The 23,309-nt window shown below is 66.5% G+C and carries 13 protein-coding genes and 2 riboswitches; of the genes, 5 read left to right on the top strand and 8 right to left on the bottom strand.

The features are described from left to right. Positions 1 to 303: 303 nt before the first annotated feature. On the top strand, positions 304 to 2,064 hold the full coding sequence (locus BHE01S_RS17095; protein WP_042265976.1) for an AMP-binding protein: 1,761 nt from the start codon (positions 304 to 306) through the stop codon (positions 2,062 to 2,064). Positions 2,065 to 2,800: 736 nt separating this feature from the next. Here BHE01S_RS17095 and BHE01S_RS17090 read toward each other — a convergent pair. Then, positions 2,801 to 3,613, bottom strand: a complete 813-nt coding sequence (locus BHE01S_RS17090; protein ID WP_042265975.1) for a transporter substrate-binding domain-containing protein — start codon at positions 3,611 to 3,613, stop codon at positions 2,801 to 2,803. 236 nt (positions 3,614 to 3,849) lie between these two features. Between BHE01S_RS17090 and hemE the strand changes: the two genes are divergently transcribed. Then, the gene (gene hemE / locus BHE01S_RS17085) at positions 3,850 to 4,941 is read left to right on the top strand and encodes a uroporphyrinogen decarboxylase (RefSeq protein WP_042266137.1); all 1,092 of its coding nucleotides are present in this window, start codon (positions 3,850 to 3,852) and stop codon (positions 4,939 to 4,941) included. 417 nt (positions 4,942 to 5,358) lie between these two features. Beyond that, entirely contained in the window at positions 5,359 to 7,614 is a 2,256-nt protein-coding gene (locus tag BHE01S_RS17080; RefSeq protein ID WP_042265973.1) for a primosomal protein N', read from the top strand. Between the two features lie 85 nt (positions 7,615 to 7,699). Here BHE01S_RS17080 and BHE01S_RS38420 read toward each other — a convergent pair whose 3' ends face one another. Further along, entirely contained in the window at positions 7,700 to 7,849 is a 150-nt protein-coding gene (locus tag BHE01S_RS38420) for a hypothetical protein (RefSeq protein ID WP_167337690.1), read from the bottom strand. A 289-nt stretch (positions 7,850 to 8,138) separates the two neighbouring features. Here BHE01S_RS38420 and putA point away from each other — a divergent pair, with 289 nt between their 5' ends. Together putA and BHE01S_RS17070 are read left to right on the top strand one after the other, a co-directional pair. Further along, positions 8,139 to 12,083 carry a trifunctional transcriptional regulator/proline dehydrogenase/L-glutamate gamma-semialdehyde dehydrogenase gene (gene putA, locus BHE01S_RS17075; RefSeq protein WP_042266136.1) on the top strand — a complete coding sequence of 1,315 codons (3,945 nt, stop codon included), beginning with the start codon at positions 8,139 to 8,141 and terminating at the stop codon, positions 12,081 to 12,083. 95 nt (positions 12,084 to 12,178) lie between these two features. Next, positions 12,179 to 13,327: a branched-chain amino acid ABC transporter substrate-binding protein gene (locus tag BHE01S_RS17070; protein ID WP_042265972.1), complete on the top strand. Its 1,149-nt coding sequence runs from the start codon at positions 12,179 to 12,181 to the stop codon at positions 13,325 to 13,327. A 123-nt stretch (positions 13,328 to 13,450) separates the two neighbouring features. Here the strand turns inward: BHE01S_RS17070 and BHE01S_RS17065 are convergent, their stop codons facing one another. The 6 genes from BHE01S_RS17065 to gcvT form a co-directional block, all read right to left on the bottom strand. After that, entirely contained in the window at positions 13,451 to 15,169 is a 1,719-nt protein-coding gene (locus BHE01S_RS17065; RefSeq protein WP_042265969.1) for a thiamine pyrophosphate-binding protein, read from the bottom strand. Positions 15,170 to 15,254: 85 nt separating this feature from the next. Next, on the bottom strand, positions 15,255 to 16,643 hold the full coding sequence (locus tag BHE01S_RS17060; RefSeq protein WP_042265967.1) for an L-serine ammonia-lyase: 1,389 nt from the start codon (positions 16,641 to 16,643) through the stop codon (positions 15,255 to 15,257). A 102-nt stretch (positions 16,644 to 16,745) separates the two neighbouring features. Next, entirely contained in the window at positions 16,746 to 17,747 is a 1,002-nt protein-coding gene (locus BHE01S_RS17055; RefSeq protein ID WP_157025461.1) for an alginate lyase family protein, read from the bottom strand. 325 nt (positions 17,748 to 18,072) lie between these two features. Continuing rightward, positions 18,073 to 21,057 (bottom strand): aminomethyl-transferring glycine dehydrogenase, encoded by a 2,985-nt coding sequence (gcvP, locus tag BHE01S_RS17050; RefSeq protein ID WP_042265964.1) that lies wholly within the window; start codon positions 21,055 to 21,057, stop codon positions 18,073 to 18,075. A gap of 88 nt (positions 21,058 to 21,145) precedes the next feature. Continuing rightward, on the bottom strand, positions 21,146 to 21,526 hold the full coding sequence (gene gcvH / locus BHE01S_RS17045) for a glycine cleavage system protein GcvH (RefSeq protein WP_042265962.1): 381 nt from the start codon (positions 21,524 to 21,526) through the stop codon (positions 21,146 to 21,148). A gap of 75 nt (positions 21,527 to 21,601) precedes the next feature. Then, a complete protein-coding gene (gene gcvT, locus BHE01S_RS17040) occupies positions 21,602 to 22,720 on the bottom strand; it encodes a glycine cleavage system aminomethyltransferase GcvT (RefSeq protein ID WP_042265960.1) in 1,119 nt (372 codons plus the stop codon). Between the two features lie 90 nt (positions 22,721 to 22,810). Continuing rightward, positions 22,811 to 22,946: riboswitch (glycine riboswitch) on the bottom strand. A 57-nt stretch (positions 22,947 to 23,003) separates the two neighbouring features. After that, positions 23,004 to 23,104: riboswitch (glycine riboswitch) on the bottom strand. Between the last annotated feature and the right edge of the window lie 205 nt (positions 23,105 to 23,309).

Below are 23,309 nucleotides of genomic sequence, written 5' to 3'. Positions count from 1 at the left end.
CCGCGTTCGAAGCGAAAAGGGCTCCCCAACCGGGAGCCCTTTTTGTCTTTGCGCGCCGCTGAGCGGGCACGGCCCGATGGCATCGCGATAAAAAACGCGGCATAAATGCCCATGAGTCATGGTGGCCGATAAAAACGCTCTGGCATACTTGACGTTTACGGAAAGGTAATGCCAAATCATGCGTTCGCAGCCGGCCCGGACACTGCGGGTAACACTTGATGCCGCCCCCGGAAAATCCGGTGGCACAATGGTTTTCAAATTCATTTCAAACGCGGGAGTGACGCTCCCCAGGAGACAGCCATCATGGCAATCGACGCAGCAGGCGCGCGCGCGGCGCCCGGTGTACGTGAGCCGCTCATCGCGCCGGGAGACGGGCTTTCCTACGTGCGAGGCACAACCGACATGCCGCTCAGCGACGCGACCCTCGGCACGTTCCTGCAGGAGACAGCCAGGCGCTTTCCCGAGCGGCCTGCCGTGGTGTTCCGCGAGCAGGGCATCCGCTGGAACTGGCGCGAGTTCGCCGCCGAAGTCGATGTGCTCGCAGCCGGCTTGGCCGAGCTAGGCATCGTCAAGGGCGATCGCGTCGGCATCTGGTCGCCCAATCGCGTCGAGTGGCTCCTCACCCAGTTTGCGACGGCGCGTATCGGCGCGGTGCTCGTCAACATCAATCCCGCTTATCGCCTGGCCGAACTCGAATACGCGCTGAACAAGGTGGGCTGCAAGGCGATCGTCTCGGCAGAAAGCTTCAAGACCTCGAAGTATCTGGAGATGCTGCAGACGCTCGCGCCAGAGCTTGCGAGCGCCATGCCCGGCCAGTTGCAGGCTGCGCGCCTGCCCGACCTGCGCGCGGTCGTGCGCATGTGCGACACGGCCACGCCCGGCATGCTCTGCTTCAGCGAACTCGTGGAAATGGGCCGCGAGCGCATTGCGCGCGACGGTACGGCATGGCTCGACGCGATCAACGCGACGCTCTCGCCCTATGAGGCGATCAACATCCAGTTCACGAGCGGCACGACCGGCAATCCGAAGGGCGCGACGCTCACGCACCGCAACGTGCTCAACAACGGGCGTTTCATCGCCCAGGCGATGCGCCTCACGCAAGAAGACTCGCTCTGCATTCCGGTGCCGCTCTATCACTGCTTTGGCATGGTGCTCGCCGTGCTCGCGTGCGTTTCGGTGGGCGCGAACATGGTGTTCCCGGGCGAGGCTTTCGATCCGCGCGCGACGCTTGAAGCCGTCGCGGAAGAGGGCTGCACGGCACTGCACGGCGTGCCCACGATGTTCATCGCGGAACTCGATCATCCGGAGTTCGCGCGTTTCGATCTTTCGAAGCTGCGCACGGGCATCATGGCCGGCTCGCCGTGCCCGATCGAGACGATGAAGCGCGTGGTCTCGAAGATGCATCTCGCCGAAATCACGATCGCCTACGGCATGACGGAAACGAGCCCGGTGTCGTTCCAGAGTTCGACCACCGACCCGCTCGACAAGCGCACGACCACGGTGGGGCGGATTCAGCCGCATCTCGAAGTGAAGATCGTCGACGCGCTCGGCAATATCGTGCCCGTGGGCGAAACGGGCGAGCTATGCACGAAGGGCTACTCGGTGATGCAGGGCTACTGGGGCGACGCGCAGAAGACGGCCGAGTCGATCGTCGACGGCTGGATGCATACGGGCGACCTCGCGACGATCGACGCCGAAGGCTACTGCAACATCGTCGGCCGCCTCAAGGACATGCTCATCCGCGGCGGCGAGAACATCTACCCGCGCGAGATCGAAGAATTTCTGTTCCGCCACCCGAAGGTGCAGTCCGTGCAGGTGTTCGGCGTGCCCGATGCGAAGTATGGCGAAGAAGTGTGCGCGTGGATCGTGTTGCGCCCAGGCGAAACGGCAACGGCAGAGGAGGTTCAGGCGTTCTGCCAGGGGCAGATTGCGCACTACAAGATCCCGAAGTACATCCGTTTCGTCGACGAACTGCCGATGACCGTGACGGGCAAGGTGCAGAAGTTCGTGATGCGCGCACGCATGATCGACGAACTCAAGATCGGCGAGCAGAAGACGGCTTGACACTTTGCGACGCCGCCGCGGCCGGTTCACGGCCCCGCGGCGGCTTTTCAGAGCGCGCAAAAAATAGTCGGGAAACCGAACGATTGTCTGGCGATGGGGGTGTTGACGCAGAAGGATGCCGGTTGAATAACGAACCGCACAGGCGAAAAAAAAGCGGGCCTGGAGCCCGCTAAAAACCACACGCTACGGGGTTAGCGCGAGGAGACCAAAGGAGGAGCCGGGTCATGAAACGTCTTCGACGCCGGTCACGGCTCCAACAAGGATGCCCCTCGAGAGGGCTTCGGCGTAGGGCCGACCGGCTGGTGTTTTGTGTCCGCTCACACTGGCACCGCGCCACATCCGTGTTGAAACCGTTGAAGGCATTGTGGGCGAATTAAGATAGGTGCGCGGTAACAAAGTGTTTCAGGTTGTAACGCCCGTCGGATAAGGCTCTGCGGCTCTTTTTGCCTTCCTGGGCGATTTGAGGAAGTCATTTTTACCGCTATTTTTTGCGGCTGTTTGACAGCTTTGACAGCCACTCGCGCACGAGGATTCGTCTCGCATGAAGGAAGGCCCACGGCATGGGCCTCTTGTGCAAGCCGCGCCCGGTACGCAATTACCGGTTGCGCACATGCGCAATGCGCCGGCGTGGCGCTCGTGCGTGAAATGCAAGCTTTGCGCGCCTCGAGTCACGATGTCTTTTGCAACTCATCGTAGCAATTCGAAGGGTCATAACAATGCGGCGCGAATCAACACCTCACTTCAGCCACTTGTCGGAGATCGCCTGATATTCGCCGCTCGCTCGCGCAAGGTGCAGCCACTGATCGACATACTGCTGGAACACCACATCTGCGCGCGGCACCATCCACGCTTTCTCGCCGTACTGAAAGGGCTTGTCGGGATGCACCGAACACAGCCCCGGGTTGAGCTTCTGCTGCAGCATGGTCTCGGAGGCGTCGGTCACCATCACGTCGGCCTTGCCCGCGAGGATCTGCTTGAAGATCGTCACGTTGTCCGGATACATGATGAGATTCGCATGCGGCAAGAACTGTTTCGCGAAGCGCTCGTTCGTGCCGCCCGGATTCATGATCACGCGCACAGAAGGCTGGTTGATCTGCGCAATGGTCTGGTATTTCCTGACGTCTTCGCATCGCACGATCGGCGTCTTGCCGTCGACCTGATAGGCCTCGGTGAAGAACGCGCGCTTCTGGCGCTCGAGTGTCGTGGAGACGCCGCCCACCGCAATGTCGCACTTCGCGAGGAAGTCGTTCATGAGGTTCGGCCACGACGTCTTCACGAACTCGGCCTTCACGCCCAGCGACTTTGCAAGCGACTGCGTCATGTCGATGTCGATGCCTTCGAACGTGCCGTCCTGCCTGTAGAACGAGTAGGGCTTGTAGTCGCCGGTCGTGCAGGCGCGCAGCGTGCCGCGCGCAATGATCTCGTCGAGGCGCGAAGGGGCGGTGGCGGTCTGCGCACCGCTGGCAGGGGTGCCGGCGGACTGGCTGGTGGCGCACGCGCTCAGCAAAGCGGCGCTAACGAACGTCAGGCCGAGAGCGGCTTTTTTCATCGTATCTCCGTATCGGGTTTTGATTGAAATGTAGCGTTCTGGAAAGCCGTCTGATGATAGCCCTCGCGTACGTGGCAGATAAGCGCGGACTTACCTGGGTAGGCAGGACCTATACTTCGGTAGCATTGCGCTTCTGATCCCGCCCATCAGCGGCATAGGCGGCATGCGTGGGCGGCCGCTCCGGTAAAATGGCCGCTTGCTTCCGAAACCCTGGCGCGACTTCGCGCATCCAGCACGTGGCCCACACTCTCCTGAACGACACCTTCCTGCGCGCGCTGCTGCGGCAGCCGACCGAGTACACGCCTGTCTGGCTGATGCGCCAGGCAGGTCGCTATCTGCCGGAGTACAACGCGACGCGCAGCCGCGCGGGCAGCTTCCTTGGCCTCGCGAAGCATCCCGAATACGCGACTGAGGTCACGCTGCAACCCCTCGAGCGCTATCCGCTCGACGCCGCGATCCTGTTTTCCGACATCCTCACGATTCCGGACGCGATGGGCCTCGGCCTCTCGTTCCAGGCGGGTGAAGGGCCGAAGTTCGCGCACCCTGTGCGTACCGAAGAAGACGTGGCGCGGCTCGCCGTGCCCGATATCGGCGCGACGCTCGGTTACGTGACCGACGCCGTGCGCGAGATTCGCCGCGCCCTCACCAATGCGGACGGGCGCCAGCGCGTGCCGCTGATCGGCTTTTCGGGCAGCCCGTGGACGCTCGCCTGCTACATGGTCGAGGGCGGCGGCTCGGACGACTTCCGCACGGTGAAGTCGATGCTGTATGCGCGCCCGGACCTCATGCAACGCATCCTCGAAGTCAACGCGCAGGCGGTGGCGGCCTACCTGAACGCGCAGATCGAAGCCGGTGCGCAGGCCGTGATGATCTTCGACACCTGGGGCGGCGCGCTCGCGGACGGCGTGTACCAGCGCTTTTCGCTCGCGTACATCGCGCAGGTGGTCGCGCAGCTCAAGCGCGAGCATGACGGCGAGCGCGTGCCGGTGATCACGTTCACGAAGGGCGGCGGCCTCTGGCTCGACGAAATCGCCGATTCGGGCGTGGACGCCGTGGGCCTCGACTGGACCGTCAATCTTGGGCGCGCGCGCGAGCGCGTGGGCGAGCGGGTGGCGCTCCAGGGCAACCTCGATCCCACCGTGCTGTTCGCCTCGCCTGCCGCGATTCGCGAACAGGCGCGCGCGGTACTGGACAGCTTTGGCGCGCACCCTGGCCACGTGTTCAATCTCGGCCATGGCATCTCGCAGTTCACGCCGCCCGAAAGCGTGGCCGAACTCGTGGACGAAGTGCATCGTCACAGCCGCGCGATTCGCGCGGCCGGTGCGTGACGTTTTTGATGCGTCGCAGCAAGCTGGGCTCCGGGCATCAGGGTATGACCGGGCTCAAGAGGCCATCCAGACGCCATCGCGGTCCTGTCAAGACTTGACTTATACACACTTGCCTCGTTGCGGCGCGCAAGAGGGAAAGGTTGTCGCAGGGCCCTGTCCGGGTCTGGGCAGAATCAATCGGACCCTTGACAGACAAGGCTTTCGGCGCTCCACGGCGCTCTGTGCGGTATCCCACATAGCGACCGTGCGCGGGAGCCCGGCGGCGGCGCCCGGCAAGTTCTCAACAAAGTTATCCACAGGCGCAGATTCGGGGGCGCGATTGTTCTGCGGAATCCAAAACTTAGCGCGAAATCTCAAGTATTACTTTAGGTTTGCGTGTCTGTGCGACGGCGTACAGAACTTCCCTGGGAGTCAGGCATGACAGGGCAGTACGTGCGCGTGGCGCTGGATCATCCGCTGGATGCGCTTTACGACTATCGCTATGGCCTCGACAGCGTGCCCGCGCCCGGCATGCTCGTGCGCGTGCCGTTCGGGCGTCGCGACGTGGTCGGCCTGATCTGCGAAGTGAACGCTCACAGCGACGTGCCCGCAAACAAGATTCGTGACGTGAGCGCAGTGTGCGCCGCCTGCCCGCCGCTTTCGGCGCAATGGCTCGCGCTGGCCGGCTTTGCCGCCGACTATTATCAGCGGGGCCTGGGCGAGGTCGCCTTGCCGGCGCTGCCGCAGGCGTTGCGCGATCCGTCGCGCTGGGCGCGCCTGCTCGCCCCCGAGGAGCGCTACCGGCTGTCGCCGCAAGGGCGCGCCGCGCTGCCCGACGCCTTGCCGGCGCGTGCCCAGGCGCTGCGCCGTCTCGCGCAGGCGCTCTGCGATGCAGGCGAACTCGACGTAGCCGCGGCCCGCGCGCTGCATCCCAAGGCGATTGCAACGCTCGAAGCCTGGTGCGAAGCCGGCTGGGTCGAGCATGAGTGCATCGAGTTCGGTGCGGCCGCAGGCGCGGCCCACCGCGCCGCGCCGACTGCCGCCGTGGTGGACGTCCCGCGCCTGAGCGACGAGCAGGCCGACGCCGTGGCAGCCATCGGCGCGGCGAGCGGCTTCGCGCCCTTCCTGCTGCACGGCGTGACGGGCAGCGGCAAGACCGAGGTCTATCTGCGCGCGCTCGCGGCGCTGCTCGAGCGCGAGCCGGGCGCCCAGGCGCTCGTGCTGGTCCCGGAAATCAATCTCACGCCGCAGTTCGAGGCGGCCTTTCGCACGCGCTTTGCGGCCACGCTTGCCGACGAGGCCATCGTCACGCTTCACAGCGGCCTCGCCGAAGGCGAGCGCGCCCGCAACTGGCTCGCGGCGCACACGGGCCGCGCGCGCATCGTGCTCGGCACGCGGCTCGCGGTGCTTGCCTCGCTGCCGCGTCTCGCGATGCTCGTGGTCGACGAGGAGCACGACCCTGCCTACAAGCAGCAGGAAGGGCTGCGCTACTCGGCGCGCGACCTCGCGGTATGGCGCGCGAAGCAACTGGGCGTGCCGGTTGTGCTGGGCTCGGCCACGCCGTCGCTCGAAAGCTGGTGGCAGGCCGAGCAGGGCCGCTACACGCGCCTCACCTTGTCGCGCCGCGCGATCGCCGACGCGGTGCTGCCCACCGTCAAGCTGATCGATCTCGAAGAGGAGCGGCGGCGCGGCCGCGCTTCGTTCGAAGGACTCTCCGGGCCTTTGGTCGCGGCGATGAAGGCGCGCCTCGAGCGCGGCGAGCAGAGCCTCGTGTTCCTGAACCGACGCGGCTACGCGCCTACGCTCGCGTGCGACGCCTGCGGCTGGGTGGCGGGTTGCCCGCGCTGCAGCGCGTACGTCGTGCTGCACAAGCCCGAACGCGCGCTGCGCTGCCATCACTGCGGCTGGGAATCGCGCATTCCGCGTTCATGTCCCGAGTGCGGCAACGTCGACATCGCGCCGATGGGGCGCGGCACGCAGCGCATCGAGGAGGCGCTCGCGAGCGCGGTGCCGGGCGCGCGGGTGCTGCGCATCGACGCCGACAGCACGCGCCGCAAGGGCAGCGCACAGGCGCTTTTCTCCGACGTGCACGCGGGCGAAGTCGACATCCTGGTGGGCACGCAGATGATCGCGAAGGGGCATGACTTCCAGCGCGTGTCGCTCGTTGGCGTGCTGAACGCCGACAATGCGCTCTTTTCGCACGATTTCCGGGCGAGCGAGCGGCTGTTCGCGCAGCTGATGCAGGTGAGCGGGCGGGCGGGGCGCGCCGGCCTGGCCGGCGAGGTCCTCGTGCAGACGCGCTATCCGCGTCACGCGCTCTATCACGCGCTGGCGCGCCAGGACTACGTGGGGTTTGCGAACACGCAGATCGCGGAGCGGCGCGATGCGCATCTGCCGCCGTTCGTCTATCAGGCGTTATTGCGCGCCGAAGGGCGCACGCTGGAGGCGGCGCTGACGTTCCTCGCCCAGGCCGCGCAGGCACTCGCGGCGATTCCGGGCGCCGAACGTGTCATGGCCTACGACGCGGTGCCGCTCACCATCGTGAAGGTGATGAACGTGCATCGCGCGCAACTGCTCGTGGAAAGCAAGTCGCGTGCCGCGCTGCAGGCAACCCTGCGCGCGTGGCAGCCCGCGCTGCGCGCGTTGCGCGGCGTGCTGCGCTGGAATCTCGAAGTCGATCCGCTCGATATCTAGCGGCAACAGCAGCCGGCATGGCCCCGCAGACGTGCACCCTGCGGCAACGGCGGGGCCACCCGGCATCGACTTCGCGTTTCCTTCCTCATTGGCCGACGGTGTCGGCCACGTCCCTGTGCGCCGCGCGCTTCAAGCTCATGCGCCGTTCATCCGGCGCCGTCGCGCCGCGAATGAAAAGCACGGCGCACGTGGCGCACATCGTCCAGATCCCTGCGATTACCAGCAGCTTTTCCATTTTCCGGTCCCTTCGCACTTTCTTGTGATCAACAACCCCGCTTTGTTTGTATAACGGCACGGCCGCAGAATCGATTAGGGTTGTCCAGCGTGTTGCCGAACCAGGGAAAATACCAAGCGCAACCCGCGCGGCCCGGTGGGCGGACATCGGCCGCAAACGCAGGCTGCACAAGGCCGCAGTCGTGGTGCAACCATTTTGAGGGAGTGGTTGCACCTTTTTATTGGCAGGGTTACGATTCGCCAACTTTTTGGTCACCGCCGGTGCGGGTCTGCCGGCATACGAAGGAAACATGGCTAGCACCACACTTGGCGTCAAGGTCGACGATCTCCTCCGCTCCCGCCTCAAGGACGCCGCCACGCGGCTCGAGCGCACGCCGCACTGGCTCATCAAGCAAGCCATCTTCGCCTATCTCGAGAAAATCGAGCACGGCCAGCTGCCTCCCGAGCTCAATGGTCATGTCGGTGCGACCGATCTCGCCGAAGGTGCTACCGCTGACGACGACGAAGCCGCATCGCACCCGTTCCTCGAATTCGCGCAGAACGTGCAACCGCAGTCGGTGCTGCGCGCGGCGATCACGGCCGCGTACCGCCGCCCGGAGCCGGAGTGCGTGCCGTTCCTGATCGGCGAAGCGCGCCTGCCCGCCAACCTCACGGGCGACGTGACGAAGCTCGCCACGAAGCTCGTGGAAACGCTGCGCGCGAAGGGCACGGGCGGCGGCGTGGAAGGCCTGATCCACGAATTTTCGCTGTCCAGCCAGGAAGGCGTGGCGCTGATGTGCCTCGCCGAAGCGCTGCTGCGCATTCCCGACCGCGCCACGCGCGACGCGCTCATCCGCGACAAGATCAGCAAGGGCGACTGGAAATCGCACGTGGGCCACGCGCCGTCGCTGTTCGTGAATGCCGCCACGTGGGGCCTCATGATCACCGGCAAGCTCGTCACGACGAACAGCGAAACCGGCCTGTCGTCGGCGCTCACGCGCATGATCGGCAAGGGCGGCGAGCCGCTGATCCGCAAGGGCGTGGACATGGCCATGCGCCTGATGGGCGAGCAGTTCGTCACGGGCGAGAACATCTCCGAAGCGCTGGCCAACAGCCGCAAGTTCGAAGCGCGCGGTTTCCGCTACTCGTACGACATGCTCGGCGAAGCCGCGACGACGGAAGCCGATGCCCAGCGCTACTACGCCTCGTACGAGCAGGCGATCCACGCCATCGGCAAGGCCGCGGGCGGCCGCGGCATCTACGAAGGCCCGGGCATCTCGATCAAGCTTTCCGCGCTGCACCCGCGCTACTCGCGCGCGCAGCAGGAACGCACCATGAGCGAGTTGCTGCCGCGCGTGCGCGCGCTCGCCGTGCTCGCCCGCCGCTACGACATCGGCCTCAATATCGACGCCGAAGAAGCCGACCGCCTCGAACTCTCGCTCGACCTGCTCGAAGCGCTGTGCTTCGATCCGGAACTCGCGGGCTGGAACGGCATTGGCTTCGTGGTGCAGGCTTACCAGAAGCGCTGCCCGTTCGTGATCGACTACATCGTCGATCTCGCGCGCCGCAGCCGTCACCGCATCATGGTGCGCCTCGTGAAGGGCGCGTACTGGGATACGGAAATCAAGCGCGCCCAGGTGGATGGCCTCGAAGGCTACCCCGTGTACACGCGCAAGATCTACACGGATGTGTCGTACCTCGCCTGCGCGAAGAAGCTGCTCGGCGCACCGGATGCCGTGTATCCGCAGTTCGCCACGCACAACGCGTACACGCTTTCGGCGATCTATCACCTCGCGGGGCAGAACTACTATCCCGGCCAATATGAGTTCCAGTGCCTGCACGGCATGGGCGAGCCGCTGTACGAAGAAGTCACGGGCCCGCTCGCGCAGGGCAAGCTCAACCGTCCGTGCCGCGTCTACGCGCCGGTCGGAACGCACGAAACGCTGCTTGCGTATCTCGTGCGCCGCCTGCTCGAAAACGGCGCGAACACGTCGTTCGTGAACCGCATCGCCGATGCCTCCGTACCCGTCGCCGAACTGGTCACGAATCCCATCGACGACGCGGCCAAGGTCGTGCCGCTCGGCGCGCCGCACGCGAAGATTCCGCTGCCGCGCGAGTTGTACGGCAACGAGCGCTTCAATTCGATGGGCCTCGATCTCTCGAACGAGCATCGTCTCGCGTCGCTTTCGTCGGCGCTGCTGGCGAGTGCGCATCATCCGTGGCGCGCCGCGCCGATGCTCGCGGACAGCGATATCGCCGATGGCGCCGCACGCGACGTGCGCAACCCCGCCGATCATCGCGATCTCGTCGGCACCGTCGTGGAAGCCACGAGCGAGCACGTGAGCGCCGCGCTCACGCACGCCGTGGCCGCCGCGCCGATCTGGCAGGCCACGCCCGTCGAAGCGCGCGCGGATTGCCTCGCACGCGCCGCCGATCTGCTCGAAGCGCAAATGCATACGCTGATGGGCCTGATCGTGCGCGAGGCGGGCAAGTCGCTGCCGAACGCCGTGGCCGAAATGCGCGAAGCGATCGACTTCCTGCGCTATTACTCCACGCAGATCCGCGAAGAGTTCTCGAACGATACGCATCGTCCGCTCGGCCCCGTGGTGTGCATCAGCCCGTGGAACTTCCCGCTCGCGATCTTCATGGGCCAGGTGGCCGCGGCGCTCGCAGCCGGCAACACGGTGCTCGCGAAGCCCGCTGAACAAACGCCGCTGATCGCCGCGCAAGCCGTGCGCATCCTGCGCGAAGCCGGCGTGCCGGCGGGCGCGGTGCAACTGCTGCCGGGCAACGGCGAAACCGTGGGCGCGGCGCTCGTCGCCGACCACCGCACGCGCGCCGTGATGTTCACGGGCTCGACCGAAGTCGCACGCCTCATCAACAAGACGCTGTCCGAACGTCTCGATTCCGAAGGCCGCCCGATTCCGCTGATCGCCGAAACCGGCGGCCAGAACGCGATGATCGTCGATTCGTCGGCGCTCGCGGAGCAGGTCGTGGCCGACGTGCTGCAAAGCGCGTTCGACTCGGCCGGCCAGCGCTGTTCCGCACTGCGCGTGCTGTGCCTGCAGGACGACGTGGCGGACCGCACGCTCGAAATGCTCACCGGCGCGATGAAGGAACTCGCGGTGGGCAACCCCGACCGCCTCTCGACCGACGTCGGTCCCGTGATCGACCTCGACGCGAAACGCGGTATTGATGCGCACGTCGCCGGCATGCGTGAAAAGGGCCGCAAGGTCCTGCAGATGCCGACGCCCGACACCTGCGCACAAGGCACGTTCGTGCCGCCCACGCTCATCGAACTCGACAGCCTCGACGAACTCAAGCGCGAAGTGTTCGGCCCGGTGCTGCACGTGCTGCGCTATCGCCGCAGCCAGCTCGACCGCCTGCTCGAGCAGATCCGCGCAACGGGCTATGGCCTCACGCTCGGCGTTCACACACGCATCGACGAAACGATCGCTCACGTGATCGGCCGCGCACACGTGGGCAACATCTACGTGAACCGCAACGTGATCGGCGCGGTGGTGGGCGTGCAGCCGTTCGGCGGCGAAGGCCTGTCGGGCACGGGGCCGAAGGCGGGTGGCGCGCTGTATCTGTCGCGCCTGCTCGCGAAGCGTCCGGCCGGCTTGCCGAAGTCGCTCGCCGATGTGCTCGTCGTCGATGCGCCGCAAGGCGCCGAAGGCAACGGCGCGCCGCAGTCGGCACAGGCTGCGCTCACGACGCTGCGCGACTGGCTCATCGCCGAGCGCGAACCCGCGCTCGCGGCGCGCTGCGACGGCTACCTCGAATACGTGCTCGCGGGCGCCACGGCGGTTCTGCCCGGCCCGACGGGCGAGCGCAATACCTACACGCTTTCGGCGCGCGGCACGGTGCTGTGCGTGCCCTCCACGGCCACGGGCGCACGCGCACAACTCGCCGTTGCGCTCGCAACGGGCAACCGCGCGCTGTTCCAGGGCGCGGCGGGCGAAGCGCTCGTGAGCGCACTGCCGGCGGCACTGAAGGCGCACGTGGCGATCAGGAAGACGGCCGATGCCGACTTCGATGCGGTCCTCTTCGAAGGCGACAGCGACGAGCTGCTCGCACTCGTGAAGGAAGTGGCCAAACGTCCTGGCCCGATCGTCTCGGTGCAAGGGGTGGCGGCGCACGCGCTTGCCAATGGCGATGAAGATTACGCGCTCGAACGGCTGCTCGCGGAACGGTCGGTCAGCGTGAATACGGCAGCGGCAGGCGGTAATGCAAATCTGATGACGATCGGCTAAGCACAAGCCATACTGTCGGTCGTCTCAAGACAAGGAAGCGGCAAGGCTCACGAATCCGAAGCCGCTCGTTCGATACCTGGTACCAAGGAGAAGCAATGCAACACACGATGAAGCAGCTGGCAGGCGCAACGCTTGTTGCCGCCCTGTCGCTGGCGGGGACTGCGCACGCACAACAAGCCGAAGACGTGAAGATCGGTTTCGCCGGTCCGATGACGGGCGCGCAGGCGCATTATGGCAAGGACTTCCAGAACGGCATCACGCTCGCAGTCGAAGAGATGAACGCGACGAAGCCCGTGATCGGCGGCAAGCCGGTTCACTTCGTGCTCGACTCGGCCGACGATCAGGCCGACCCGCGCACGGGCACGACGGTCGCGCAGAAGCTCGTCGACGACGGCATCAAGGGCATGCTCGGCCACTTCAACTCGGGCACGACGATCCCGGCTTCGCGCATCTACGCGAACGCAGGCATCCCGCAGATCGCCATGGCGACGGCGCCTGAGTACACGCAGCAAGGCTTCAAGACGACGTTCCGCATGATGACCTCGGACACGCAGCAGGGTTCGGTGGCAGGCGCGTTCGCGGTGAAGAATCTGGGCATGAAGAAGATCGTCGTGATCGACGACCGCACGGCCTACGGCCAGGGTCTCGCCGACGAGTTCTCGAAGGCGGCGAAGGCTGCTGGCGGCACCATCATCGACCGCGAGTACACCAACGACAAGGCCGTCGACTTCAAGTCGGTGCTGACGAAGGCGAAGGCGATGAACCCCGACCTGGTCTACTTCGGCGGCGCGGATTCGCAGGCGGCACCGATGGTCAAGCAGATGAAGTCGCTCGGCATCAAGGCCCCGCTGATGGGCGGCGAAATGGTGCACACGCCGACCTTCCTGCAGATCGCGGGTGACGCGGCGAACGGCACGGTGGCGTCGCTCGCCGGCCTGCCGCTCGACCAGATGCCGGGTGGCAAGGACTACGTCGCGAAGTACAAGAAGCGCTTCGGCGAAGACGTGCAGACGTACTCGCCGTACGCCTACGACGGCGCCATGGCGATGTTCGACGCCATGAAGAAGGCCAACTCGACGGATCCGGCGAAGTACCTGCCGTTCCTCGAGAAGACCAGCATGCCGGCGGTCACGACCGCGGACCTCGCGTACGACTCGCGCGGCGACCTGAAGAACGGCGGCATCACGCTGTACAAGGTTGTCGACGGCAAGTGGACGACGCTGCAAAGCGTGGGCGGCAAGTAAGCGCCTGAGCTTCGGCTGAAGTGAAAAGCCCCGCAGAATCGAAAGATCTGCGGGGCTTTTGTTTGTGCTCTCACCATCGCGCATCCAGCGCCAAAGGTGAGCTTGTTCAGGATTCCTTTCCGGTCATTCTCCGCGCATTTTCCTGCCCGCTTCGCGAATCTGCTCGAGCGTCGCCGCAGGCGTGCTCGCTTCCTTCGTCACGCGGATCTCGATCAGCGCAGGCTTGCCTGCCGTGAGCGCGCGCTCCAGCGCGGGGGCGAACTGGGCCGTGGTCGTGACGACTTCGCCGTGCGCGCCGAACGACTGCGCAAACGCCGCGAAGTCGGGGTTCGTGAGCTGCGTGCCGTGCACGCGGTTCGGATAGTGGCGCTCCTGGTGCATACGGATCGTGCCGTAGTGCGCGTTGTTCACGACGATGAACACGACGTTCAGACCGTACTGCATCGCCGTGGCGAGTTCCGACGAAGCCATCATGAAGCAGCCGTCGCCCGCGAGTGCGACCACGGTGCGCGCGGGGTAAAGCGACTTCGCGGCGATTGCGGCGGGCACGCCGTAGCCCATCGCGCCGCTCGTGGGCGCGAGTTGCGAGCGGAAGTGGCGATACGCGAAGTGGCGATGCAGCCACGTTGCGTAGTTGCCCGCGCCGTTCGTGACGATCGCATCGTCGGGCAGGCGCGCGCGCAGCTGCTGCATGACTTCGCCGAGTTGCACGTCGCCCGGCATCGGCAGCGGCTTGCGCCACGCGTGCCACGCCTCGTGCGCTTGCGCGGCGCTGTCGGCCCACGCGGGTTGTGCGGGCGCCGGCAGTTGCGCGAGCAGCGCCGCGATTTCCGCGAGGCCCGACACGATCGGCAGATCGGCTGCGTAGACGCGGCCGAGTTCCTCCGCGCCCTGATGCACGTGAATGAGCGTTTGCTTCGTTTTGGGAATATCGAAGAGCGTGTAGCCGCCCGTCGTGGCTTCGCCCAGACGCGGACCGAGCGCGAGCAGCACGTCGGCTTCGCGAATGCGCTTCGCGAGTGCCGGATTCACGCCGAGACCTACGTCACCCGCATAGTTGGGGTGCTCGTTGTCGAGCGTGTCCTGAAAGCGGAACGCGAGGCCGACCGGCAATTGCCAGTTCTCGACGAAGCGCTGGAAGTCCGCACATGCCTGCGGGTTCCAGCCATGGCCGCCCGCGATCACGAACGGCCTCTGCGCGAGCGCGAGCCACTCGCGCAGGCGCTCCATCTGCGCAGCGGAAGGCGACGCCTGCACGCGCTGCGCGGGCGGCGCGAGGGGCTGCGCTTCGGACGCGGGAATCGCGCCGCTCAGCATGTCTTCGGGCAGCGCGAGCACGACCGGGCCGGGCCGGCCCGACATCGCGACATGGAACGCATGGCTCAGATATTCGGGCACGCGGCGCGCGTCGTCGATCTGCGCGACCCACTTCGCCATCTGGCCGAACATGCGTCGATAGTCGATCTCCTGGAACGCCTCGCGGTCCATCTGATCGCGCGCGACCTGGCCGATCAGGAGGATCATCGGTGTGGAGTCCTGGAACGCCGTGTGCACGCCGATCGACGCGTGTGTGGCGCCCGGCCCGCGCGTGACGAGCGCAACGCCCGGCCTGCCCGTGAGCTTGCCGATCGCTTCCGCCATGTTCGCCGCCGCCGCCTCGTGGCGGCACACCACGGTTTCGATCTTCGCGGTTTCGTCGGACAACGAATCGAGCACCGCGAGATAGCTCTCGCCCGGTACGCAGAACACGCGCTCGACGCCATTGGCGACGAGCGCAGCGACGACGAGGCGGGCCCCGGTCGTGGTGGCTTCGGTGGTGGCGGATGCGTTCGGCTGCTGCATGGCGGTCAAGTCTCCTTCAAGCGTTACGTGATTTCGGGCTGCTTACGTACGGATGCTTCAGGTAAGACGACAGCGCTCGAACGAATCAGCACTCGACGATATTCACCGCGAGGCCGCCGCGCGAGGTCTCCTTGTACTTCGTCTTCATGTCGGCGCCGGTCTCGCGCATCGTCTTGATGACGGAGTCGAGTGAAACGTAATGCGCGCCGTCGCCGCGCAGCGCCATGCGCGCGGCGTTCACGGCTTTTACCGAAGCCATGGCGTTGCGTTCGATGCAGGGAATCTGCACCATGCCGCCCACGGGGTCGCAGGTGAGGCCGAGGTTGTGCTCCATGCCGATTTCGGCGGCGTTTTCCACTTGCTGCGGCGTGCCGCCCAGCACGGCGGCGAGCGCGCCGGCGGCCATCGAGCAGGCCACGCCCACTTCGCCCTGACAGCCCACTTCGGCGCCCGAAATCGAAGCGTTGAGCTTGTAGAGAATGCCGATGGCGGCCGCGGTGAGCAGGAAGTCGATCACGCCCTGTTCGTTCGCGCCCGGCGTGAAGCGCACGTAATAGTGCAGCACGGCGGGGATGATGCCCGCTGCGCCGTTGGTCGGCGCGGTGACTACGCGCCCGCCAGCGGCGTTTTCCTCGTTCACGGCGATCGCGTAGAGGTTGATCCAGTCGATCATCGAGAGCGGGTCTTGCAGCGCGCGCTCGGGGTTGCTCGTCAGCGCACGATAGAGTTGCGGCGCGCGGCGCTTCACGGCGAAGGGGCCGGGCAGCGTGCCGTCGGCGTCGGGATTGTTGATGCCGCAACCGCGCGACACGCACGACTGCATCACGTTCCAGATGTGCAGGAGACCCGAGCGGATCTGCTCGTCGCTGTGCCAGACGCGCTCGTTTTCGAGCATCAGCTGCGCAATGCTCTTGCCCGTCGAGGCGCACAGCGCGAGCATCTCCGCGCCCGTGCCGAACGGATTCGGCAATTGCTGGGCGGCGGCGAGCACCTTCGTGTTCGGCGCGCCGGCCGTGACGACGAAGCCGCCGCCCACCGAAAGGTAGGTGCTTTCGCGCAGCGTGTCGCCATTGGCGTCGAGCGCGCGCAGCTTCATGCCGTTCGGGTGTTCGGGCAGCGCCTGGCGGTAGAACGCCACATGCTCCTTCGGAACGAACGCAATGGGATGGCGGCCGAGGAGAGCGAGCTGGCGCGAGGTGCGCACGGCTTCGAGACGCTCGCCGATGGTGTCGGGGTCGACCGTGTCGGGCGCGTCGCCCATGAGGCCCAGCATGACGCCGCGGTCGGTGCCGTGGCCCTTGCCGGTGGCGCCGAGCGAGCCGTACAGCTCGACCTTCACGGCGGCGGCGCTCGCGAGCAGGCCGTCGCGCTCGAGTCCTTCGGCGAACATCAGCGCCGCGCGCATCGGCCCGACCGTGTGCGAACTGGAGGGCCCGATGCCGACTTTGAAGAGATCGAAAACGCTGACTGCCATGGGTACTGCTCCTGCTTGTCTGACGAGGGTTTGCGGGGATGCGGCGCGGAAGTCACGTTCCGCGGCATCGTGATTTCCGTGCCGCCGCCGCAACCCGCGCGCTTAGCGCGCCGGCAACGGCAGACAGACGGCGAGCCACGCGGGCGGCGTGGGCGCGAGTTTCAGCGCGACTGGCGCAAAGCGGCCGTCGAGCCGCGCCGCGAGGTGAAACAGTTCGGCGGCGTTTTTCGGGTCCCACTGGCCGGTGTAGCCCGGCAGGCCCGCTTCGCGCCGCTTCGCGTCGAACGGCACGTTCGAATGCACGAATTCCTCGTGCGTCTTTTGGCCGAGCGCATAAGGCGTGAGCCAGTCGAGCGCGCCCGCGAGCGTGGCGCCGTTGGCCGCGCGTTCGGTCAGCCAGTTGCGGTTGTGGCGGCGCGCGGCGAGCGCGGCGGTCACGAGCGGCTGCAAATCGTAGGTCACGTAGTGGAGCGCGTCGCGCTCGGTGAAGTCGAGTGTCGAACCGTCGGGCGCGACGTTGTCGCCGAGATGCTCCACGAACAGGCGCTGCGCCGTCGCGATCATCTTGCGGTTGTCGAGCGTGAACGCAATCATCGCGATCAGTTTGACCCGATGGCTTTGCCAGTTGTTCGCGAAATTTCCCTTGAGCGGGCGCGGCTGCGCGTCGACTTGCGCGATGTAGCCGGTCGCGAAGCTGTTCAGGAACTGCATGGTCGCGTTGCGCGTTTTCACGGGCAGCGCACTCGCGGTCATGTCGTAGGCGAGTATCAGCCCCTCGAAACGCGTTTCGTCGATGGGATTGAAGCTCGGCTTGTAGGTGGTGACCCACGCGAGCAGAAAGCGGTCCACGAGCTTCAGGAAGCGCTCGTCGCTCGTCGCGCGCCACGCGAGCGCCGCGTTGCGCATGAGGTCGAGCTCCTTCGCGGCCTCGACGCTCTGATCGTAGATGCCCTCGTGCGGCAGCGTGCCTTCGGTGTGCAGGCGCGGCAGCGGACGCGGCGTGTCGTTCACGTGCGTCAGCACCTCGGCCACGAGCGCCTTCACGCCCGGATCGGAGTTGGTGCGCTCGCTCGATTGCAGCGCGGGTGCCGCACAGAAGTTCATGGCCGCGTGGGCCGAGCCGGCGAAGGTGCCGGTGAGCGTCGCGCAGGCGAGCGCCAGCGCGGCGGCAAGGCGCTGCGGGCGGCGTTGCAACCTGCCGCGCGCGTGCCGGGTCTGCCGGACCGAATGGCGCGTTGCGGTATGCGGCAAGTCCCGCACCGAGTCCCGCAGTGGAACCCGCAGTAGATCCGTTCCCACCTTCCGCGCCATGCGCGACTCCCTGATTCAAGGCTGACAGGTGTGTGATGTTAGCGGTTTGCGGCGGCAAATGTGAGAGGGATGAGCGCCGCTGCGTTCACCGAAGATAACGCAGCGGCTTGGCAGCGGACTATTCGCCGGCCGTTTGGTCGGCGTGTTCGCCCGAATATTCACTCATGGGCACGCACGAGCAGAACAGGTTGCGGTCGCCGTACGCGTTGTCGGCGCGGCCAACCGGCGGCCAGTACTTGCGCGCGACGAGCGACGCGACCGGATAGGCGGCCTGCTCGCGCGAATAAGCGTGCTTCCAGTCGTCGGCGACCACCACGGCGGCCGTGTGCGGCGCGTGGCGCAGCGGGTTGTCCTCCTTGTCCGCGCGGCCGTCTTCCACTGCGCGGATTTCCTCGCGGATGGCCACCATCGCGTCGATGAAGCGGTCCAGTTCTTCCTTCGACTCCGACTCGGTCGGCTCGACCATCAGCGTGCCCGGCACCGGGAAGCTCATGGTCGGGGCGTGGAAGCCGTAGTCCATCAGGCGCTTGGCCACGTCGTCCACGGTGATGCCGCTGGCATCCTTGATGGGGCGCAGGTCGAGAATGCACTCGTGCGCGACGAGCCCGCCTGGGCCGCTGTAGAGCACCGGGAAGTGCGGCGCGAGCTTGTTCGCCACGTAGTTGGCGTTGAGGATCGCGTTTTCCGTTGCCGCGGTCAGGTTGGCCGCGCCCATCATGGCGATGTACATCCACGAGATCGGCAGGATCGACGCCGAGCCGTAAGGCGCCGCGCTCACTGCGCCGATGCCGTGACCCTTGTCGGTCGAGCGCTTGTAGCCCGACGAAAGCTGGTTCGGCAGGAACTGCGCAAGATGTGCGCCCACCGCGACCGGACCGACGCCCGGGCCGCCGCCGCCGTGCGGAATGCAGAAGGTCTTGTGCAGGTTCAGGTGCGAGACGTCGCCGCCAAACTGGCCCGGCGCCGCGAGACCCACCATGGCGTTCATGTTCGCGCCGTCCACGTACACCTGGCCGCCCGCCGCATGCACGATCTCGCAGACTTCGCGCACGTTCTCTTCGAACACGCCGTGCGTGGACGGATACGTGATCATGATCGCCGCGAGCTTCGCCGCGTGCTGCGCGGCCTTGGCCTTGAGGTCGGCGAGATCGATGTTGCCTTGCGCGTCGCACGCGACGACCACGACCTGCATGCCGGCCATCTGCGCCGATGCGGGGTTCGTGCCGTGCGCCGAAGCGGGGATCAGGCAGACGTTGCGATGCGCTTCGCCGCGCGAGGCGTGGTACGCCTGGATGATGAGCAGGCCCGCGTACTCGCCCTGCGAGCCGGCGTTCGGCTGCAGCGAGACGGCGGCGTAGCCGGTTGCGGCCACGAGCATCTGTTCGAGCTGATCGACCATCTCGCGATAGCCGACGGTTTGCTCGGCAGGCGCGAACGGGTGGATGCGGCCGAATTCGGGCCACGTGACCGGCAGCATTTCCGAGGTCGCGTTGAGCTTCATCGTGCACGAGCCGAGCGGAATCATCGAGCGGTCGAGCGCGAGGTCCTTGTCGGAGAGGCTGCGCAGGTAGCGCAGCATTTCCGTTTCCGAATGGTGACGGTTGAATACCGGGTGCGTGAGGTATGTGCTCTCGCGCACGAGCGCGGCCGGGAACGTCGACGCGGCGGCTTGCGTGAGTTCGGCGTCGAGCTTGTCGAGCGAAGGCGCTTCGCCGGCGAACGCGGCTTGCGCGAATACGGCGAGCAGGTCGGCCAGATCGGCGCGCGAGGTGGTTTCGTCGACGGATACGCCCACACGCGTCTCGCTCACGTGGCGCAGGTTCATGCCGCGCGCGAGCGCCGCGTCGTGCAGCGCCTGGGTGCGCGGGCCGGCCTCGAACGTGAGCGTGTCGAAGAACGCATCGTTGACGAGCGTGTAGCCCAGTTGCTTCGCGCCCGCGGCGAGGATCGCGGCGACGCGGTTCACGCGCTGCGCGATGCGCTTCAAGCCTTGCGGGCCGTGGTAGACGGCGTACATGCTCGCCATGATCGCGAGCAGCGCCTGCGCCGTGCAGACGTTCGAGGTCGCCTTCTCGCGGCGGATGTGCTGTTCGCGCGTTTGCAGCGCGAGGCGCAGCGCCGGGTTGCCTTGCGCGTCGACAGTCACGCCGACGAGACGGCCGGGCATCTGGCGCTTGAATTCGTCCTTCACCGCGAGATAGGCGGCGTGCGGGCCGCCGAAGCCCATCGGCACGCCAAAGCGCTGCGAGTTGCCGACGGCCACGTCCGCGCCCCATTCGCCCGGGGGCGTGAGCACGGTGAGCGCGAGCAGGTCGGCGGCGGCGACCACCGCGCCGCCGGCCGCGTGCACGGCTTGCGCGAGCGCGCGGTAGTCGCGCACGTCGCCGTTCACGCCGGGATATTGCAACAGCACGCCGAAGGCGCCTGTGGTTTTGGCAAATTCGGCCGCTTCGGCGGCCGGACCGACCTTCACCTCGATGCCGATCGGCTTGGCGCGCGTCTTCACGACTTCGATGGTCTGCGCCAGCACGTCGTCGGCGACGAAGAACACGTTCGACTTCGACTTGCCCACACGCTGCACGAGCGTCATCGCTTCGGCGGCGGCGGTGGCTTCGTCGAGCAGCGACGCGTTCGAGATCGCGAGTCCCGTCAGGTCGGTGATCATCTGCTGGAAGTTCAGGAGGGCTTCGAGGCGGCCCTGCGAGATTTCCGGCTGGTACGGCGTGTACGCGGTGTACCACGCCGGGTTTTCGAGCACGTTGCGCAGGATGACGGCCGGCGTGTGCGTGTCGTAGTAGCCCTGCCCGATATACGAGCGGAACACCTGGTTCTTGTCCGCGAGCGCGCGCAGGCCGGCGAGCGCCTCGGCTTCCGAGCGCGGCTGCGAGAACGGCCCGAGCGGCAGCGTCTCGGTGCGGCGGATCTTCGCCGGAATCACCGCATCGATCAGCGCGGCGCGCGAGGCGAAGCCGAGTGCGTCGAGCATCGCCTGCTGGTCGGCCGTGTCGGGGCCGATGTGACGGGCGGCGAAAGCGTCGTGCGCTTCGAGCGCAGCAAGCGAGAGCGGGGAGTTCATCAGACGATCCGGGTGTTCGAGCTTCATGGGGATTCCGGGTTTTACTGCCGGCGCGGGCGGTGCGGATCTTGAGCGCGCCGCCGCGCCGTTGCGGTTACAAAGGCGGGTTTGCCGATTAAGCGCCGATCGCCTTTTCGTAGGCGGCGGCGTCGATCAGCGAGTCGAGGCTGGCGTCGGCGGCGGGCTTGATCTTGAAGAGCCACGACTCGTACGGCGCGCCGTTCACCTGGTCGGGCGTGTCGACGAGCGACGTGTTCGCTTCGATGATCTCGCCGGCGACCGGCGCGTAGATGTCCGAGGCGGCCTTGACCGATTCGATCACGGCAACGGCGTCGCCGGCGGTGACCGCGCGGCCCGCTTCGGGCAGCTCGAGGAAGACGATGTCGCCGAGCGCTTCCTGCGCGTGGTCGGTGATGCCGACGGTCAGCGTGCCGTCGGCTTCGGTGCGGACCCACTCGTGCGATTCGGTGTATTTCAGATCGGCCGGGATGCTCATGGTTGCTCCAGTGCGTGGTTCGGTTTTCGTTGCTCGAAAGGGGGAGGGCGTGCGCGGCGGCAGGATCCTCGCGGATCAGGCGGCGAGCACCTTGCCGTTGCGCACGAACGGCAGTTTTACCACGCTTGCGGGAAGGGCTTTGTCACGGATCTGCACCTGCACGACGTCGCCCGGCTGCACGCCCTGGGGCACGCGCGCGAAGGCGATCGATTCCTGCATGCTCGGCGAGAACGTGCCGCTCGTGATCTCGCCCTCGCCGTGCGGCGTGAGCACTTTCTGGTGCGCGCGCAGCACGCCGCCCGCCTTGCCGTTTTCCTTCTGCAGGATCAGGCCGACGAAGGCCGAACGCGACCCGTTTGCCTCCAGCGCGCCGCGGCCGACGAAGTCGCGCGGCTCCTTCATGTCGACGGTCCAGGCGAGGCCGGCGTCGAGCGGCGAGACGCCGTCGTCCATGTCCTGGCCGTAGAGGTTCATGCCCGCTTCGAGGCGCAGCGTGTCGCGCGCGCCGAGGCCGCAGGGCTTCACGCCCTGGCGCTGCAGGGCGTCCCAGAACTCGCACACGGCGGTTGCGGGCAGCACGACTTCGAAGCCGTCTTCACCGGTGTAGCCCGTGCGCGCGATCATCAGCGCGCCGAACGGCGTGGCTTCGATCTTCGCGGCGTTGAAGGGTTTGAGAACTTCGGTGGCGCTGCGCGACGAGGGCGCGACCTGCCAGACCTTTTCGCGCGCGTTCGGGCCCTGCACGGCGACGATCGCGAGATCGCGGCGCGGCGTGATGGTGAGGCCGAAGCCGCCTTCGGCGTTGAGCTTGTCGAACCAGGCGATGTCTTTTTCGGCTGTGCCGGCGTTGACGACGGTGCGGAACTGGTCGTCGGCGAAGAAGTAGACGATCAGGTCGTCGATCACGCCGCCTGCGGGGTTCAGCATGCACGAATAGAGCGCCTTGCCCGGCGTGGTGAGCTTGGCGACGTTGTTGGCGAGCGCGCGGGAGAAGAACTCGCGCGCCTTCGGGCCCGAAAAGTCGACGACGCACATGTGCGAGACGTCGAACATGCCGGCGTCGGTGCGCACGGCGCGATGCTCGTCGATCTGCGAGCCGTAATTGACGGGCATGTCCCAGCCGCCGAAGTCGACCATGCGCGCGTTCAGCGCGCGGTGCGTATCGTTCAGCGGGGTGCGTTTGAGTTCGGTCATGGGGCCTCAGGCGAAACGCGAAAATTCGCGCGAAAACGAAAAAGGCCATGCAGGAAACGCCGCAGGCACGATGCCCGCGGTCGGTTCTTGCATGGCCCCTCTGTCCTCGGTACCTGAGAGATTGCGCCCTGTTGCGGCGGGCGCGCGCCCCTTCGGTGGGCAGCCTGAACGCGTGGGGGTTACTTTTCCGCCGCCCGTTCTACTGCCGCTCTCCAGAGTTGCGGACTGTATGCCGCTTCGCGTCATCTCGCGCAAAAAGCGCAAGTGCAGCAAATCGGCGGTCCGGCGCGCACGGTCCTTTTGCCTGAGAGTTTGTGGGTTGCCCCTTCGGCGGCGCCGGTTGCACTTGCGGTGACAAACGGCGCGCTCTCCCGGCGCGCGCAGCGATTGTGCGCGACGCCTCGGGGCTATGTCAATGCGGAAAAATTCTGCATGCGACGCGAGCAAACGGGCGTGAGGCTTGCCGGTATTGGCTTGCGCGGATCGGCGGCGCGCCGTGCAGCGCGCCGCAGAAAAACGGGGGCGGTTCGGGGCGGCCGTCAGGCGGGGCACGAACCGCGAGCGGGCGATCCGTGCCGGGAGGCGAATG

Origin of the sequence: Paraburkholderia heleia NBRC 101817, assembly GCF_000739775.1 — a bacterium.
Lineage (GTDB): Bacteria > Pseudomonadota > Gammaproteobacteria > Burkholderiales > Burkholderiaceae > Paraburkholderia > Paraburkholderia heleia.
This window is presented reverse-complemented; position numbering and strand designations above follow the sequence as displayed.